Raw genomic sequence first — 16,359 nt, forward strand, 5'->3', positions numbered from 1 at the left:
AATACAGGGCATTAACGAAAGACGAGAATTTCTCCGATAGAGATTAATCCGATCAAGAGCGTGGCTGGCAACGGCCTCGTTGTTATTTTTCGCAGCTTCATCCTTTTGTAATGTACTTGTCCAACAGAATAAAAATAATTTGCGTAGTTGGCACCAGGCCAGAGGCCATTAAAATGGCACCGCTGATTATCGCATTGCGTAGCACCAGCTGGGCATCAGTGCGAATTGTTTCGACAGGACAGCATCCTGTTCTGGTCGAGAAGATGCTTTCTCATTTTTCGCTGGCTCCAGATATCATTTGTGAGGTGATGGCGCCAAACCAAAGCCTGTCGAAACTGACGATTCGGTTGCTTGGTGAACTGGATCGTTGTTTTCAGGCTGAAAAACCGGATATTGTGATTGGGCAAGGGGACACAACATCCGTAATGGCTGCAGCGCTTGCTGCATTCTATCTTCGCATTCCATTTGCGCACGTGGAGGCGGGCTTGCGAACCAGGGACTATGACAATCCATTTCCAGAAGAAATGAACCGTGTTGTGGTTGGAAATATGGCTCGGTGGCATTTTGCACCAACGGATATTGCTCGAAATAATCTCATTGAGGAAGGAAAAGCCGCCGATACCATTCATGTAACTGGTAATACGGTTGTTGATGCATTGCTCTATACTGCAGATCTTTGTCCATCACCGGTATCATCGGAATTTAAAAAATCCAGAATGATACTGTTTACCGCACATAGAAGGGAGAATATCGGGGAACCTTTTTTTGAAATATGCCGAGCGGCAAGACATCTGGCTGATGTGCGGAATGACATCTTTATTCTCTTTCCGGTTCACCCGAATCCTGCCATAAAAAATGCAGCATATGAATATCTTTCGGATCATCCTAGGATTCACCTTGTCCCGCCGCTTGATTATGTGGATTTCGTTGCGGCCATGAAATCTGCATTTTTCATACTGACTGACTCTGGTGGAGTCCAGGAAGAGGCGCCATCATTGGGAAAGCCTGTGCTTGTTTTGCGCAATGAAACTGAAAGACCCGAAGGCATAGACGCTGGGGTGACGAAGCTGGTAGGGTGTGATTTTGACTCCATTGTCAACTCATCGTTGCAGCTGCTTGATGATGATGCTCTCTATCAATCATTTTCATCGCGAAACTCCCCTTACGGCGATGGCCGTGCATCCGCAAGAATTGTGGATATATTGCAAGAGGCATTGACCAAAAGTAGCTATGCGCATTCTTCTGATCGCCTATGAGTTTCCTCCCATCGTCTCAGCACAGTCACTACGATGGTTCTATCTGGCGAATGAACTGGCAAGGCTCGGCGTAGAAGTGCATGTACTTTGTCCCGATATGCCCGCATTGCCACCCTTTCACCAGGATTTTGCGCCTGGAGTGATCATCCACCGGGTTTGGCCTGGGCCGTATGTTGGCTTTTCGCAGAGTGCCTATTTATATATATCCAGGCGATCACAAGGTGCTGGTGTTGTGGGCCCCATTGGCGGTGACTCCATTTGGCTAAAAATGCATCGCTGGGGGCGTCGTGCACTCGATCAGATCATATTTCCTGATCTGCGTACCGAATGGGTACCCACCGCATCTTTGCGTTTGATTCACTTGCTCAGAACGACGAAATTCAGTGCAATCGTGGCTTCCCATGAGCCCGGGGCCGACCTTCTTCTCGGCCTCCTGGCCAAACGGATCTTTCGAATTCCACTCATCATCGATCTTGCTGACCCGGTCGTTGCTCCTTATACGCCGCGCTGGCGTCAGCGAATTGATCTGGCCTTTGAGGCAAAAATTATCACCCATGCTGATGCGATGGTGGTGACGACAACGGCTGTTGTTGATCTTTTGAGAAAGCGCCATGACCTGCATGATGTTGACGGAAAATTCACATGCATCGCGCAGGGGTTTCCAAGCAAAAATAGTGAATTTATTGAAAACCGCGATCGATCGAAGTCTCTACGCCTTGTATATACCGGGAATTTTTACGCAGATTTCCGTTCGCCCGCCGAGCTGGCAATAGCGTTGCGATCGCTTCGTGATTTGGATATCTCAGTCGAATTTTACGGAAATCACGTTGCGTATCAATCACTGTTCGACGGTATTCCAGGCATCAAATTTCATGGGGTTGCCGATCATGGGAAATGCATTTGGGCACAGCAGAATTGCAATGTGCTGCTTAGCATTGGCAATAGCCAGCCGTTCCAGATTCCAGGAAAGATTTATGAATATCTTGGTGCAGGCACTCCTATATTGCATATTTCCAGTGCGGCCACGGATGAGGCCGGAGCGCTGATCATGCGAGTCTGCGCGGGATGGGTTATCCAGAACAATGCAGCTTCAATTGAGCGTACCCTTCGCGAAATTCATGCGTGCTGGTTGGGCGGGGCCCTGGAATCGATGTTTTTGCGGAATGAGAGTGCCATTGCCGAGTTTGCGTGGAGCAAGAGAGCAATTCATTACAAGGAGGTGATCCATAGAATTTTAGAAACCTCAAAAAATACCGGATTGGCAGATGATTCGGAACAAAAAAAGAAAAAGGAAATGTAGCTATGCGCATAGCCGTGGACATCAGCATGCTTGAAATACCCGGTTCAGGTATTGCGAGGTACATAAAATGCCTGCTGCCGTTGATGATTGAGCAGAGTCAAGGCCGGCATCACTGGTTGCTCTATGGAAGGGTTTGTCCAGCGGCTCATTATGTCCAGCTGCCGAATGTGACTTGTCGATCCGATTACTTTCCCCGTGATGTCGGAAGGATCGCCAGTCTGTTCTTCTCGCAAGTCATTTGGGGGAGCATTGATCAGCCCGATGTCTACTGGAGTCCCGCGCATAGATTGCCGTGGTCGTTACCACGAAAAACAGCCACAACAGTGACCGTTCATGATCTTTGCTGGCTGAAGCAGCCAGAAACAATGCGCCGCGTCACGTACTGCCTGGACCGCTTCTTCATGCCTCGAAGCCTTGCGGCCGCTCAACAGATCATCGCGATCTCGGAATCAACGGCGGAGGATATCAAACGGTATTTTGGGGAATCGGTCCGGAAAAAAGTGTCAGTTGCAACCGAAGGCGGGGCGCATATGCCACCCCCATTGCCGCTCGTTCATTTAAGGAGCTTGGGTATTGAAAGGCCATATGTACTGTTTGTGGGCAGCTTCGAGCCCCGAAAGAATTTGGCAAGATTGCTGCAGGCTTTTCAACGCATGATCGACCGTACGAAGGCCAAAATTCTTTTGGTGCTGGTGGGGGCTGCGAGCTGGGGCCGAAATTCCGTGAAGAATGATATTGAAGCCCTGGGGATCAGGGACAAGGTGGTCATCCTGCAAAATGTTGATGATCAGGTTCTGTCAACACTGTATCGGCATGCGCAATGCTTGGCTGCGCCGTCTCTTCTGGAGGGCTTTTGTTTGCCGGTAGCGGAAGCAATGTCATTTGGAACCCCGGTGCTGGCTTCCGTATCGTCAGCATTTCCAGAAGTGGTTGGGCGAGGAGGTGTACTCGTAGATCCCCTCAATGTGGATTCAATTGCTGACGGACTCGCCAGACTCATCACCAACGAAGACTTGAGACAGGAACTCAGCGAGCATGCACTCAGGCACTCTTCGAGTTTTTCGTGGGAGCGAGCGGGATTGGCGACGCTGAAGATCCTAGAAAGCGCGCATGAAAACCAAGTGCAGAGAAGTATGAGTCCGGGTCGTGATGGAGTACCCTAGATCTCTGATCTATCGATGATGAATAATATTGGTCTGGTTGACTGTGATGGTTTACCTCGTCAGCAGTTTTTGCAAACGCGAGAAATGAATACAAGCGATTCCAATGCAATGAAAAATCAACGTTCCTGGCGCATTGGCATCTTTGGCACGTTTGATGTTCAAAATTATGGTGATCTGCTTTTTCCGATCATTGCTGAACTGGAGCTTTCTCAAAGGCTCGGGAATATTGAACTCGTCCCCTTCTCTTATCACGCCAAATCTTCGCAGGATTGGCCATATGGGGTGGAATCACTTGCGGACCTGCCCCGCATGGCCAGTGGTCTTGATGCAATCCTGATAGGCGGCGGTTTTATTGTACGTTTTGATAAATTCATCGCCCCTGGATATGAGCCGCCGGTAGCGTGGATTCAACATCCCACAGGATACTGGCTGACCCCGGCATTGCTTGGTGCACAACATGGTGTTCCGGTGATATGGAATGCACCGGGCATGCACTGCAACGATATACCAAGCTGGAGCCATCCGCTACTTTCTCTGGCTCTGGAGTGCAGTACTCATATTGCAGTACGAGACGAGCCCTCGAAAACCGCGCTCATGCCATTTGTTGACCCGCAGCGTGTGCATGTGATGCCTGATACAGCATTTTCAATTAGACGCTGTTTGAAGTCTCATTCCGGAACCGATGAGGCAGATGCAATCCTCAAGTACTTAGGCCTCAAGACGCCCTACATAGTTATTCAAGCGACTCAAAATCTCGAGCGATTTACTGATTATGTCAAGAAATTTCGAGTTGAGCTGCCGAACCTTAGTTTCCTTCTCCTCCGCCTTGGCCCCGTGCTTTGTGACCACGAATCGTTCATCGATGCTGATCTCCCAGGTACTTTCTGTCTCGGTGAATGGCCGTCGCCAATGGCCCTGGCATCATTGATCAGCGGATCCGAGGCTGTTGTGGGGCACAGCTATCATCTTGCGATCACAGCATTGTCGTGTGGTATTCCGGTGTTCAGTTCCAGTGATCTTTCCCAAGGAAAATTCACGGCACTTTCCAAATACAGCTCCGTGCATCCGCTGCCGCCGGCAGGCTGCGAGGATCCCGAATGGCTGTCTCAGCGGATTGGCCGAAAAGAACCTTCGCAGTTGGCCATCGAGGCAAATGATGTGCTGGAAAATTACTGGGATCATGTTGCCGATATGGTTCGGAGTGGCAAGACCGATTCCATGGTCGTCATGAATGCTTTTTGGATGTCACTGCCTGGCATTCTTGAACGTGAATCTCGACAGGCTGGAGCCACCAGGTCAGAATCCCCCGGGGAACTGCAAGATTTTGAGGCTCGTTTGAGCGACAGCAAAAATTTGCTTGATGCAGCAAAAACGCAGTTGATCGACGCATCGGAGAGGTCGCTCGAGCTTGAAAAAAGGCTGCTTGAAATGCAGGAATCCATTTCCTGGAGAATGACTGCTCCCTTGCGCAGTGCGTGGCGCTGGGTGCAAGGTTTGTCTATCTGAAGCAAATTAACACTATTTTCTCATGAAGACATATTCAGAGCCGCAGGAAAATTCCTCCGCGAATTCCGTGCGCACCACCAGCAATGGGGGCTGCGAATGCTTCCCCGGTTGCGCGTGCTATGACGAAATAGCTGCAATGCGGCAGACTATGCAGCAACTTGAACGGGAGTTGATCCTCGGCAAGGAGACAATTGCGTCTCGAGACATTGCCATTGATTGGCTAAAAAAAGAGGTTGACGCCGCGAGGATGACGTCGGAGTGGCGTCGCAAAAGCCTGAAATATCTGCTTGTCGATCTTATATATCTGCTGGCCGACCGTTCGACGCTGGCCCGTACGCTTGGCAATATGCTTTTGCCAAGGCGCCTTAAAAGAAGGCTGCATGCGGAATCGATAAACAATCAGTTGCAGGGAGTTCCATCCCAGCATGCACCAGCCATGCCACTGCTCGGTAAGGTATGCAATGGGAAAATTGATATTGTTTGTTTTGCCAATATCGAGTGGTCTGCCCGGTATCAAAGACCACAGCAGATGATGTCTCAATTTGCTGGCCATGGTCACCGTGTATTTTATATTGTCCGCTCAAAAATGCCTGCGCGCGGCGCTCCCTATGAGTTGAGGCAGGTAGCCGAAAAAATATTCGAAGTGAGCCTTGCATTTAATGAATATGAGGATTTCTATTCGGAGCGAATGTCGCCTTCCAATCGAAGGGCTGGGAACGAGTCATTTTCCCGCTTGGCGCTTGATGCGGAAATAAGGGCAGCCTTGGTTGTTGTTCATCTGTCTTACTGGACGGCGTTGTCCATTGATCTGCAGAAATCACGTTCCTGGCGTGTGCAATATGATTGCATGGATGAATGGGCTGATTTTCCAGATATTGGAGTGCAACTTGTAGAGGAAGAAGAAATACTGGTTAAAAATGCAGATTTGGTAACGGTCACGGCATCCATTCTGGAAAAAAAATGGATGCAAAAAAATACAAAATGCCTCCTTGTCCGAAATGCGGTGGACTATGATTTTTTTGCAGACCGATGTGTGGAAAATGGCTTGCTTGCTCACTTGGGAACACCAGTTATTGGATTCTACGGCGCCTTGGCTCCTTGGATAGATTTCTCCCTGCTGCGTTTCTTGGCAGAAAATCGCCCCAATTGGAGTTTTGTGCTAGTCGGCGATTGTTTTGTTAAAGATATGGCTGGGCTTGACAGGATGCCCAACGTGCATCTCACGGGTCGAAAGCCTTATGAAGACATGCCTCGCTATCTCCATGGCTTTGATGTATGCCTTATTCCATTCAAGTTGAACAAGGTTACGCATGCGGTCGATCCGGTGAAATTCTACGAATTCATGAGCGCGGGGAAGCCTGTTGTGAGCGTGCCACTTGAGGAAATGGCTATATATCAAGATTATGTGTACTTCGCCTCTGAGTTTGAGGATTTTCTTGAAAAAATTGAAACAGCTTTGGCCGAGAGTAACCCGGATTTAAAGAGCCGAAGAATTGGTCTGGCTAAAGAGAATGATTGGCGGCATCGCTACCTTGCGACCGATGAGGCCATCAAGGCGCTATATGGAAGGTGCTCAATTGTGATCGTGAGCTATAACAACGTCGAACTCACAAAACAATGTATCGAAAGCATATTTTCCCGGACCACTTATCCCAACTATGAGGTAATTGTTGTTGATAATGCTTCTTCTGATGGTACAGGAGACATGTTGCGACAGATGCAGATCCAGCACGCAACGGTAAAAGTGGTTATTAATAATAGCAACAGAGGTTTCGCAGCGGCGAATAATCAGGGAATTGCGTTGGCAGAGGGGGAGTATATCGTATTGCTTAATAATGATACTGTGGTCACCAATGATTGGCTGGAAGCAATGCTTCGGCACTTGCAGAACGAGAATATAGGCATGGTCGGGCCCGTCACCAATTCAATCGGAAATGAGGCAAAGATAGATACAAACTACCTCAACCTGGAACAGATGCATGACTTTGCTTCTCGCTATACCCTTGCGCATGCTGGACGCCATTTCGACATCTCGATGCTTGCAATGTTTTGCGTGGCAATGCGGCGCGATGTTTTCAATGAAATTGGAGCGCTGGATGAGATGTTCGGTCTTGGGATGTTTGAGGATGATGACTACAGCCGAAGAATGCACGTTGCCGGCTATCGCACAGTGTGCGCGGAAGATTCCTTTGTTCATCATTACGGGCAGGCATCGTTTGGGAAATTGATTGAAACAGGGGAGTATCAGGCCCTCTGGGATAGAAACCAGGCTTACTTTGAAGGCAAATGGGGCGCTTGGAAGCCACACACGCACAACCGCAATCGGCAGGAGACGGAATGAAATCCGATGACGAAATTACCGCCGCCCATTGGTCGAAGAATGTGGCGAGTTCAGATGCTTTTTCACCCCAAGTCTATTGGCTCGCTGTACCGGCTGTTCAGCAGCGTTTTCAGCGGCTTGCCTGTAGGGGAACAGATCATCGCTGGTGGGTGGAATACTGTCTGGGCGAATTCCTGCGCCGCTCGACATCCTCGGCCAGAATGCTGAGCATTGGCTGTGGCAGCGGTACCTTGGAGCGCGACCTTTTTCGGCTGAATGCATTTTCCGAGTGCGACGCAATTGATATCGCATCCGGTGCCATTGATATCGCCCGGAAGGAAGCGCATTTGATTGGTGCTTCCAATATCAACTATCACGTACAGAATGTTCAGGAAACCCCGCTGGGCGAGAGTATTTACGATGCGGTCTGGTTTAATGGCTCCTTGCATCATATCAAGCAACTGGAATCGGTTTGTGAGTCGGTTCGGGTCGCCCTGAAGCCTGGGGGATGGGTATTTTTTAATGAGTATGTTGGGGCGAACCACTTCGCTTTCTCAGAACGCCAGCGTGAGGTCATTGAAAATGCATTCCGATTGTTGCCTCCGGAATATCGTCGATCATTTCAGCCGGAACATTTTGGGAAAGTACAGTTGAAGGTTCAGCTTCCTGATCCAGCAGACGTGATCAGGGTGGACCCTTCCGAGGCAATTCGATCACAAGATATCCGTGCGGTTCTGTCTGATTACTTTGTTGAACATGCATTTAATTCTTGTGGGGGCAACATTTTGCAATTCGCCCTGCACGGAATCGCAGGTAATTTTGTAGAAACTGACTCACGCTCAATGGCACTGCTGCAGATGCTGTTTGATATTGAAGACACGCTATTGGAAAATCAATTTTTTGCGACTGATTTTGCGGTTGGGGTCGTGCGGGTTCCGTAGCGGAATGAGGGTGATGCAGAATTTCATTCGTCAGGGGTATTGGATACCGGGGTGCTTGCTTCGATTCCTAAATCGACGATACCAAGAAATGAATTGCTTCCGTGAGCTACTGTGTCAAAACTCAAGATACCTACTTGTTTGTCAATCAGCAGCGAGGTCTCTTCGGTGCGGCCATTCATCAGCTTGATGGTGACGTGATATCGACCGGCCGCCAGGATCGCTGGAAAGTGGAAAGTAATGGTTCCCTCTCGCCAATCGCTTTCCACATTGGCGGAAGGGAGGTCGAAGTTTTTTCCGCCAACCACGAGCAGCCGGGCTTCCTGGATGGTAATGCTGATGTTCGGCAGTAAAACAGATTTGCTGACCCTATACCCGATGGCAATATCAATTGTCTCACCGTAGGCAAATGATGAGTAGTGACTCTCGGTATTGGTGAACCTAGCTGAAATAATTTCACCTTCTTCTGTCCCAAATGCGATGCGGGCTTCGTTCAGTTCTTTTTTTCTAGCGACCGATGTCTTCCCGCCGCTGGCCCACCGGCGTTGTTCATCTCGCATATCCAGCAAATACATTTCGGATATTGTCTCCGGGGTTCCAGATGCCTTTAACATTCCTTCGGTGAGATAAATTGCGGTGTTGCAAAATCTCTTGACCATGCTCATGTCATGAGATACAAACAGCAGAGTCGTCCCTTTTTCTGCCAGCTTTTCTAGCCGTCCCAGGCATTTGAATTGAAAAGACGCGTCACCGACGGCAAGAGCTTCGTCGACGACCAGTATGTCGGGTTCTACGCAGACGGATACCGAAAATGCCAGGCGTACGAGCATTCCACTCGAATATGTCTTGGTTGGCTGATCGATGAAATCCCCGATATTGGCAAAATCGGCTATTTCATCAAAGCGAGCATCTATTTCTGCCCGCTTCAATCCAAGCAGTGCTCCATTAAGATAGACATTTTCACGGCCGGTGAATTCTGGGTTGAACCCTGAACCCAGTTCCAACAAAGCAGCGATTTTCCCGTGAGCCAGAACCTGCCCCGACGTGGCGCGAAGTGTATGGCAGATCAGTTGAAGAAGGGTGGATTTTCCACTTCCGTTTCGGCCAATGATACCGAGGGCTTCCCCTTTGCGGACGCGAAATGAGATATCTTTCAGTGCCCAAAATTCGCGAAACCGCTGCTGCCCAGCGAAAGGTAGCATTTGCAGTAGGCGGTCTTGCGGCTTGTCATAAATTTGATAGCATTTGCTGATTTTTTCGACTTCAATGGCGAATTCAGAGGACATCAGAAAATCCCTCGCGACTTTTCTGAAATAAGCAGAGGCTCGATATTGCAAAGATAGTGGAGAAAATAACCGATTCTCCCCATTCAATAAAATTTGGTATGCCTCCCCAAAAAATTACCATGCGTGCATTTTCAATCACTTGCGCCAAGGGGTTCATTCCCATCGCCTGATGCAACTCCGGAGGCAGGGCGCTTGTCGGGTAAAAGACGGGCGTCAAGAACATGAGTGGCAGCAATAGCGCTGAAATAATATGAGTAATATCCCGAAAATATACACCGAGAGCACTGAGGATCCAGGAGAGCCCGAGTATGCAGAGGAGTAGAGGAAGTAAAATGACCGGAAAAATAATGCAGGATGCAGGTGGTGCTCCCATCGTCAATCCATAGAAGGCCAACCATACGGCAGAACTGACAAGCATGTGAAAAATGCCCACACCCAAGCTTATCCAGGGCAGGGCTTCAAGGGGGAATTTTATTTTCTTGACGTAGTTTGTATTGGTGACAATCAATGCTGGTGCGCGGAGCACGCACTCCGAGAATAGATTGAAAACTGTCATGCCAATAAAAATAAGCAATGCAAATTCGATGGGTGATTCCTTCCCCCCAGGCCAGCGAATTGTAAATACCTTTGTGAATACGAGCGTGTAGACGGCAAGGGTAAATGCAGGATTGATTATTGACCAAATCAATCCAATAGTAGAACCTCGATAGCGGGAATGGATTTCTCTTTGAATTAATGAGAAGATAAGTTCCCTGTGTGTCCAGGGAATAAATAGATTGACGAGATAAAAAAATGACTGCCTGGTCATGTATTGCCAATGGTTGCGAACTTGGCGTTAAAACCGCGTCCCGGTGATTGTCGTCAATGCTTCATTGAAAACTAGCGAAACCAGAGATGACTGTGCATTGAGCGAGAAAGCAGGTCAAGCTGCGTAGTCGTGCAATTCCATCTCCACGCCTGCGGGCCACATTGAACTGACGGATCCAGGCTGATAAAACGTCACAGTCACGCTCCGCCGGGATTGGCTGGCTCGCTCTGAAACCCGTGTCACCTCATGCCAGGAATTGTCTGACCTCACAAAGGTGGCTGAATTCCCGATGACCGGATTCACCAAGGCGGCAATGTCTTTTGCATCGGAAGAATTGAGGATGGCGAGGCAACCTCCGTCCGTGGGGTGCCACTTGTGGTTGAAATAAAAGACATGGGTAACCATTTTTTCAGGAAGATCGCGATGGGGGCCGAGAAGCCCGCCACGGCCATAGTGGTACACATGCGCCTCCATCGGAAGGCTAGTCAAGTCAAGGCCGGTGATTGACGACATCGCCATCCGGTATTCAGTGGAAAGCAGGTCTTTTGCCAGTTGCTGCCATGGAAGACTCAGGAATTCGGCATGCGATATGGTTTGCTCGCCCATTGGAATCAGAGAACGGGCGTCATACCGGTAATCTTTCTCTCCTCCATAAGCCTCAATGGTCCGGAAGTGATCGTGAGGATAGGTTTCGGAAAGCGCAGCGCAATCGGCCTGTGAATAGAGATTCGATATTTCAGCCCATCTAAAAGGCTGAGTGTTCATGCGACATTCCCTAATTTTTGAAAAATCGATCATGGTCTGATAACTGATGATGAAAAGAGAAGGTTGGTGAAGCGTTGACAACGTGGAGAAGAGAGTTTTTTCGCGCGGTCGAAACAGTATGCACTTCGCTTCGCCGCCCGTCCGAGGCCGCAGATTCGCACGGTGCGACGGTTGTGTGAAGGCCTTCTCGCCGGATTTTTCAGTAGGGGGCGTTGTCCGTGCCCCGACCCTATCAAGCGTGCCGCTGTTGCCGCGCTGTGATCATTCAGGAGAGGATGAGAGGCGAACGCGGCCATGGACATGCTTGATTGACGGGCTCAGGTCGAGCCATTTTGACCCGCCAGCTGAATCGCTCCGGATTTCCACGGGTTTTCGTTCGCCGGATGGGTGGGACTGCGCTAAGCGGTTCCGTGCGCACATCCATCCCGGCGCCCTCCAGTCACAGATGTCCGAAGCACGGCCTTGGTACGCGGCGGGAGCCTGACGTCAGAGCGCCCAATCCGTGTAAGTCGGCGCTCATCGAAAGAGTTGGCGCGTGTGGGGCATAACCGCGCCGCCCATCCCCCGTGGCATCGCGCCTGGGCGCCACCATTGGCAATCGCAGTCCATTGCCCAGCAAGGCTGGTCCACCGCAGAACGAAAGGGCTCTGGCGCTACGCTGGCGATAGAGTTGGACAACGTTCCTGTGGGGCATGCAAAAACCGCATGTGGTCACGCGGATTTCTTCGTTGGCGAAGCAGGAGGGGACTTCTAAGGTGGCTGCGTTCTTCCGCCTCTTGCTTTTGCCAACCCTCTCCGCTTCCGAAAGCCATTGCCCATGTCTGCAGTCCTCACACCCACTCCTGCCATTCACACTCTTGTCCCCAACGCCCAGCCCCGGCGCAAGGACTGGTTCGACGCCCCGGCGGCCCGCCCCACGGTCGAGGCCGAGCGTCGCCACCGGCAAGAGACGCTGGCCGTGGCCTTCCGGCTGTTTGCGCAGCAGGGCTTCAACTACGGGCTGGCCGGCCACATCACCGCGCGCGACCCGGAGTGGACTGACCACTTCTGGGTGAACCCGCTCGGCGTGCATTTCTCGCAGATCAAGGTGTCCGACCTGCTGCTCGTGAACGCTGCCGGCGAGATCGTGGTGGGCCAGGGCCCGCTGAACCGCGCGGCATTCGCCATCCACGCCGCGCTGCACGAGACGCGGCCCGACATCGTGGCCGCAGCGCACACGCATTCGACCTACGGCAAGGCCTGGTCGTCGCTGGGCCGCAAGCTCGATGCGCTCACGCAGGACTCGTGCATCTTCTATGAAGACCACGCGCTGTTCGACGACTTCACCGGCGTGGTGCTGGAGACCGATGAGGGTTTTCGCATCGGCGAAGCCCTGGGCGCGCAAAAGGCGGTGATCCTGCAGAACCACGGCATCCTGACGGCGGGCCCGTCGGTGGAGGCTGCCGCGTGGTGGTACATCGCCCTGGAGAACGCCTGCCAGGCCCAGCTGCTGGCCGAAGCCGCCGGCACCCCCAAGCCCATCCCGCACGAGATCGCGCTGCGCACGCATGCGCAGATCGGCGGGCCGGGCGGTGCGCAGTTCGCGTTCAAGAGCCTGTTCGACATCATCGTGCGCGACCAGCCCGAGGTGCTGCAGTGAATGCGCCACTGACCTGGGGGCAGGCCGCACGCGCGCTGGCGGCGGAGTTCGGTGCGCGCGCCGCGGCGCACGACCGAGACGGGAGCTTTCCGCACGCCAACTTCGCCGAGCTGCAGCAGGCCGGCCTGCTGGCCCTGGCCGCGCCGCGGTCGCTGGGCGGGCAGGGCGCGTCGGCCGCGCAGCTGGCCGAGGTGGTCGGCGCCATCGGCCAGGGCTGCCCGGCCACGGCGCTGGTGCTGACCATGCAGTACATCCAGCAGCGCGGCATGGGCCGCCCCGGCTCGCCCTGGCCGCCGGCGCTGGCGCAGCAACTGGTGAATGAGTCGGTGCATGAGGTGTCGCTGATCAACGCACTGCGCGTGGAGCCCGAGCTGGGATCGCCCGCGCGCGGCGGCCTGCCGGCCACGGTGGCGCGGCACACGGCCGAGGGCTGGCGTATCAGCGGGCACAAGGTGTATTCCACCGGCGCGCCCATCCTGCGCTGGTACGTGGTGTGGGCCCGCACGGACGAGGCCACGCCGCGCACGGGCGCCTTCCTGGTGCGGGCGGGGCTGCCCGGTATTCGCATCGCGGAGACCTGGGACCACCTGGGCCTGCGCGCCAGCGGCAGCCACGATGTGCACCTGCATGATGTGCTGATACCCCACGCGCACGCGCTGGACCTGCGTCTGCCGCAGGACTGGGCGCGCGGCGAGCCCGCCATGCAGGCCGAGATGACGGTGATGCTGGCCGCGCTGTACACCGGCGTGGCACGCGCCGCGCGCGACTGGCTGGTGCAGTTCCTGCGCGAGCGCGTGCCCGCCAGCCTGGGCGCGCCGCTGGCGACCTTGCCCCGCGCGCAAGAGGCCGTGGGCCGCATCGAAGGCCTGCTGCTCACCAACGACCGCCTGATCGCCAGCCTGGCCCACGACCTCGATGCCGGCACGCTGGTGCCCACCGTGGACAGCGGCCTGGTGAAGGCCCTGACCACGCGCAACGCCATCGAGGCCGTGCAGGCCGCGCTGGAGCTGACCAGCAACCACGGCCTGGCCCGCAAGAACCCGCTGGAGCGCCACCTGCGCGACGTGCTGTGCGGCCGCGTGCACACGCCACAGGACGACAGCGCCTACGTCGCAGCGGGCCGCCGGGCGCTGGCCGTGGGGGCCGCATGAGCGCGGTGCTGGCTGCGCACGACCCTCGCAGAGACACTGTCGATGCAGGTGACGACGTTGTTGCCAACGCAGCTGCCGACCGCTGGATCGTTCTGAACCAGGCAGGCCCCGAGGCCGATGCGCTGCTGGAGGTCGCGGGCCTGCCCGTGGTGCTGGCGGGCGACGACACCGACGTGCCCGCCTGGGATCGCGCCGCAGACGTGGACATCCTCTTCACCGGCCCGCGCAACGGCTGGCGCCATGCGCCGGCCACCGCACCCGCAGGCTGGCCCGGGCGGTTGAAATGGGTGCAGGTGGCGTCGGCCGGCATCGACTTCTTTCCGCCCTGGCTGCTGCAGGTGCCGCAGGTGACCTGCTCGCGGGGCGTGGCGGCCGTGCCCATTGCCGAATACGTGATGACCGCGCTGCTGACGCACCAGCGCACATGGGACATGCTGCAGGTGTCGGGCGCCGGCCCGTGGCGCGAGACCTTTGCGCGGGTGGACCAGCAACTGCCCGGCACGCTGCAGGGGCGGGCGCTGGGCATCGCGGGCCACGGCGCCATCGGGCGCGAGGTGGCGCGGCTGGCGCGGGCATTCGGAATGCAGGTGACGGTGTTGCGCCGGGGCGGGGCGGAGGTTCCGGGCGACGATGGTGTGCGCACCGCCCCCTCCATCGAGAAGCTGCTCGCGGCCTCGGACCACCTGGTGCTGGCCCTGCCGATCACCGCGCAGACCTACCACCTCATCAACGCCGCCACCCTGGCGCACGCCAGGTCCGGGCTGCACCTGGTGAACATTGCACGCGGTGCGCTGGTGGACCCGCAGGCGCTGCTGCATGGGCTGGACAGCGGGCGCCTGTCCGGCGCCACGCTGGACGTGACCGACCCCGAGCCGCTGCCCGACGGCCACCCGCTGTACAGCCACCCGCGCGTGCGGATCACGCCCCATGTGTCATGGGCGGCGCAGGGCGCGGCGCAGCTGACGGCCCACAAGTTCGTGGCCAATCTGGCGCGCCATGTGGCGGGGGAGCCGCTGGAAGACGTGGTGGACGGGGCGCGCGGGTACTGACCCCAAGCGCACGCCGGGTTGTAGCTGCAAAGGCACGGGCGGGGGAGGGTGCCCGCACGCGACCAGTGCCCAGCATGCGAAAACCGCATATGGATGGTCGCAAGGCTTCGTTGGTGGAGCGCGGGCCGGGTGATGCAATGGAAGCCAGAGTCCCTTCGACAGTGCCAACCCCCTTTCACACCCCACCACCATGCTGCGCCGCCAATTCCACCATCTGCTGACCGCTTCCGTTGCTGCCAGTTCGTTCCTCTCGCCCGTGCTCACCCATGCCCAGCAGCGCGTGTTGCTGCGTGCGGGCGACCAGAAGGGCGGGCTGCAGGCCCTGCTCGACGCTGCGGGCGAACTGAAGAACCTGCCCTACGACATCAAGTGGAGCGAGTTTCCGGCCGCGGCGCCACTGGCTGAGGCGCTCAACGCCAACGCCGTGGATTTCGGGCCCATCGGCGATGCGCCGCTGCTGTTCACCCTGGCGGCGGGCAGCCGGGTCAAGGCCTTTGCGGCCAGCCGGTCGGATGCGTACGGCACCGCCGTGCTGGTGGCGCCCCACTCGCCGCTCAAGACGGCTGCCGACCTCAAGGGCAAGAGCATCGCCACCAACCGCGGCTCCATCGGCCACTTCGTCACGCTCAAGGTGCTCGAATCCGCCGGACTCAAGGCCGACGACGTGCAACTGCGCTTCATCCCGCCGCCCGACGCCAAGCTCGCGCTCACGCAGGGTTCGGTGGACGCCTGGGCCACGTGGGAGCCCTACACCGCGCTGGCCGAAACCAGCGGTCATGCGCGCGTGCTGGTCAGCGGCCGGGGTTTGTGGACGGGCCTGTCCTTCCTGGCCGCCACCGACGCGGCGCTGGCCGAAAAGCGCGCCGTGCTGCAGGACTTCAAGGAGCGCGTGGCGCGCGCCCAGGTGTGGTCCTACCAGAACGCCAAGCCGTTCGGCCAGTCGCTCGCCCGCATCATCGGCATCCCGGCCGACGCGGCGCAACTGCAGTTCGAGCGCCGCGCCACGCGCTGGCAGGACATCGACGCCCAGGTGCTGGCGGACCAGCAGAAGACGGCCGACTTCTACCTGGCGGCCGGCCTGATCAAGCAGCGGCTGGATGTGCGGGGCACCTTCGACACCAGCTTCAACCTGGCCAAGGGCTGAGGCCCGCGCAGGCGTGTCTGTCGGGCAGGTCCGG

At 55.3% G+C, this 16,359-nt stretch carries 14 protein-coding genes; 10 read left to right on the plus strand and 4 right to left on the minus strand.

Annotated elements, in window-relative coordinates; translation table 11 throughout:
- Positions 1-110: 110 nt before the first annotated feature.
- From wecB to KW843_RS08265, 4 genes are read left to right on the plus strand one after another with little or no spacing between them, the layout of a single operon-like run.
- Positions 111-1,256, plus strand: coding sequence for a non-hydrolyzing UDP-N-acetylglucosamine 2-epimerase (gene wecB / locus KW843_RS08250; protein ID WP_218294658.1), 1,146 nt, complete (start codon positions 111-113; stop codon positions 1,254-1,256).
- Positions 1,231-2,556, plus strand: coding sequence for a glycosyltransferase (locus tag KW843_RS08255; protein ID WP_218294659.1), 1,326 nt, complete (start codon positions 1,231-1,233; stop codon positions 2,554-2,556). The genes wecB and KW843_RS08255 overlap by 26 nt, the downstream gene beginning before the upstream one ends.
- Positions 2,557-2,558: 2 nt before the next feature.
- Entirely contained in the window at positions 2,559-3,719 is a 1,161-nt protein-coding gene (locus tag KW843_RS08260) for a glycosyltransferase family 1 protein (protein ID WP_218294660.1), read from the plus strand.
- An 18-nt stretch (positions 3,720-3,737) separates the two neighbouring features.
- The gene (locus tag KW843_RS08265; protein WP_218294661.1) at positions 3,738-5,225 is read left to right on the plus strand and encodes a polysaccharide pyruvyl transferase family protein; all 1,488 of its coding nucleotides are present in this window, start codon (positions 3,738-3,740) and stop codon (positions 5,223-5,225) included.
- 365 nt (positions 5,226-5,590) lie between these two features.
- Here KW843_RS08265 and KW843_RS26985 read toward each other — a convergent pair whose 3' ends face one another.
- The gene (locus tag KW843_RS26985) at positions 5,591-5,881 is read right to left on the minus strand and encodes a cyclase family protein (RefSeq protein ID WP_370627845.1); all 291 of its coding nucleotides are present in this window, start codon (positions 5,879-5,881) and stop codon (positions 5,591-5,593) included.
- A 308-nt stretch (positions 5,882-6,189) separates the two neighbouring features.
- On the opposite strand from KW843_RS26985, the gene KW843_RS26990 reads away from it, so the two are divergent.
- Entirely contained in the window at positions 6,190-7,566 is a 1,377-nt protein-coding gene (locus KW843_RS26990) for a glycosyltransferase (RefSeq protein ID WP_370627854.1), read from the plus strand.
- On the plus strand, positions 7,563-8,486 hold the full coding sequence (locus KW843_RS08280) for a bifunctional 2-polyprenyl-6-hydroxyphenol methylase/3-demethylubiquinol 3-O-methyltransferase UbiG (protein WP_218294664.1): 924 nt from the start codon (positions 7,563-7,565) through the stop codon (positions 8,484-8,486). Before KW843_RS26990 ends, KW843_RS08280 begins: the two co-directional genes overlap by 4 nt.
- A gap of 23 nt (positions 8,487-8,509) precedes the next feature.
- Here KW843_RS08280 and KW843_RS08285 read toward each other — a convergent pair whose 3' ends face one another.
- The 3 genes from KW843_RS08285 to KW843_RS08295 all read right to left on the minus strand — a co-directional run bounded on the left by KW843_RS08285 (position 8,510) and on the right by KW843_RS08295 (position 11,375).
- The gene (locus KW843_RS08285) at positions 8,510-9,769 is read right to left on the minus strand and encodes an ABC transporter ATP-binding protein (protein ID WP_218294665.1); all 1,260 of its coding nucleotides are present in this window, start codon (positions 9,767-9,769) and stop codon (positions 8,510-8,512) included.
- Positions 9,759-10,577, minus strand: a complete 819-nt coding sequence (locus KW843_RS08290) for an ABC transporter permease (RefSeq protein WP_218294666.1) — start codon at positions 10,575-10,577, stop codon at positions 9,759-9,761. The genes KW843_RS08285 and KW843_RS08290 overlap by 11 nt, the downstream gene beginning before the upstream one ends.
- Positions 10,578-10,691: 114 nt before the next feature.
- The gene (locus KW843_RS08295; protein WP_218294667.1) at positions 10,692-11,375 is read right to left on the minus strand and encodes a 2OG-Fe(II) oxygenase; all 684 of its coding nucleotides are present in this window, start codon (positions 11,373-11,375) and stop codon (positions 10,692-10,694) included.
- 784 nt (positions 11,376-12,159) lie between these two features.
- Between KW843_RS08295 and KW843_RS08300 the strand changes: the two genes are divergently transcribed.
- The 4 genes from KW843_RS08300 to KW843_RS08315 all read left to right on the plus strand — a co-directional run bounded on the left by KW843_RS08300 (position 12,160) and on the right by KW843_RS08315 (position 16,325).
- Entirely contained in the window at positions 12,160-12,981 is an 822-nt protein-coding gene (locus KW843_RS08300) for a class II aldolase/adducin family protein (protein WP_218294668.1), read from the plus strand.
- Entirely contained in the window at positions 12,978-14,132 is a 1,155-nt protein-coding gene (locus KW843_RS08305) for an acyl-CoA dehydrogenase family protein (protein WP_218294669.1), read from the plus strand. Before KW843_RS08300 ends, KW843_RS08305 begins: the two co-directional genes overlap by 4 nt.
- Complete coding sequence (locus KW843_RS08310; RefSeq protein WP_218294670.1) at positions 14,129-15,181, plus strand: NAD(P)-dependent oxidoreductase; 1,053 nt, start codon at positions 14,129-14,131, stop codon at positions 15,179-15,181. Before KW843_RS08305 ends, KW843_RS08310 begins: the two co-directional genes overlap by 4 nt.
- Before the next feature lie 190 nt (positions 15,182-15,371).
- The gene (locus KW843_RS08315; protein ID WP_218294671.1) at positions 15,372-16,325 is read left to right on the plus strand and encodes an ABC transporter substrate-binding protein; all 954 of its coding nucleotides are present in this window, start codon (positions 15,372-15,374) and stop codon (positions 16,323-16,325) included.
- The last annotated feature ends 34 nt before the right edge of the window (positions 16,326-16,359 follow it).

Source organism: Acidovorax sp. sif1233 (genome assembly GCF_019218755.1).
GTDB lineage: Bacteria > Pseudomonadota > Gammaproteobacteria > Burkholderiales > Burkholderiaceae_C > Acidovorax.

Coding starts and splice junctions, on each gene's coding strand:
- KW843_RS08285 (WP_218294665.1), bottom strand. CDS start 9,769: ATGTCCTCTGAATTCGCCATTGAAGTCGAAAAAATCAGCAAATGCTAT.
- KW843_RS08300 (WP_218294668.1), top strand. CDS start 12,160: ATGTCTGCAGTCCTCACACCCACTCCTGCCATTCACACTCTTGTCCCC.
- KW843_RS08295 (WP_218294667.1), bottom strand. CDS start 11,375: ATGATCGATTTTTCAAAAATTAGGGAATGTCGCATGAACACTCAGCCT.
- KW843_RS26985 (WP_370627845.1), bottom strand. CDS start 5,881: ATGCAAGGCTCACTTCGAATATTTTTTCGGCTACCTGCCTCAACTCAT.
- KW843_RS08280 (WP_218294664.1), top strand. CDS start 7,563: ATGAAATCCGATGACGAAATTACCGCCGCCCATTGGTCGAAGAATGTG.
- KW843_RS08265 (WP_218294661.1), top strand. CDS start 3,738: ATGAATAATATTGGTCTGGTTGACTGTGATGGTTTACCTCGTCAGCAG.
- KW843_RS08255 (WP_218294659.1), top strand. CDS start 1,231: ATGCGCATTCTTCTGATCGCCTATGAGTTTCCTCCCATCGTCTCAGCA.
- KW843_RS08315 (WP_218294671.1), top strand. CDS start 15,372: ATGCTGCGCCGCCAATTCCACCATCTGCTGACCGCTTCCGTTGCTGCC.
- KW843_RS08260 (WP_218294660.1), top strand. CDS start 2,559: ATGCGCATAGCCGTGGACATCAGCATGCTTGAAATACCCGGTTCAGGT.
- KW843_RS08290 (WP_218294666.1), bottom strand. CDS start 10,577: ATGACCAGGCAGTCATTTTTTTATCTCGTCAATCTATTTATTCCCTGG.
- KW843_RS26990 (WP_370627854.1), top strand. CDS start 6,190: ATGCAAAAAAATACAAAATGCCTCCTTGTCCGAAATGCGGTGGACTAT.
- wecB (WP_218294658.1), top strand. CDS start 111: ATGTACTTGTCCAACAGAATAAAAATAATTTGCGTAGTTGGCACCAGG.
- KW843_RS08310 (WP_218294670.1), top strand. CDS start 14,129: ATGAGCGCGGTGCTGGCTGCGCACGACCCTCGCAGAGACACTGTCGAT.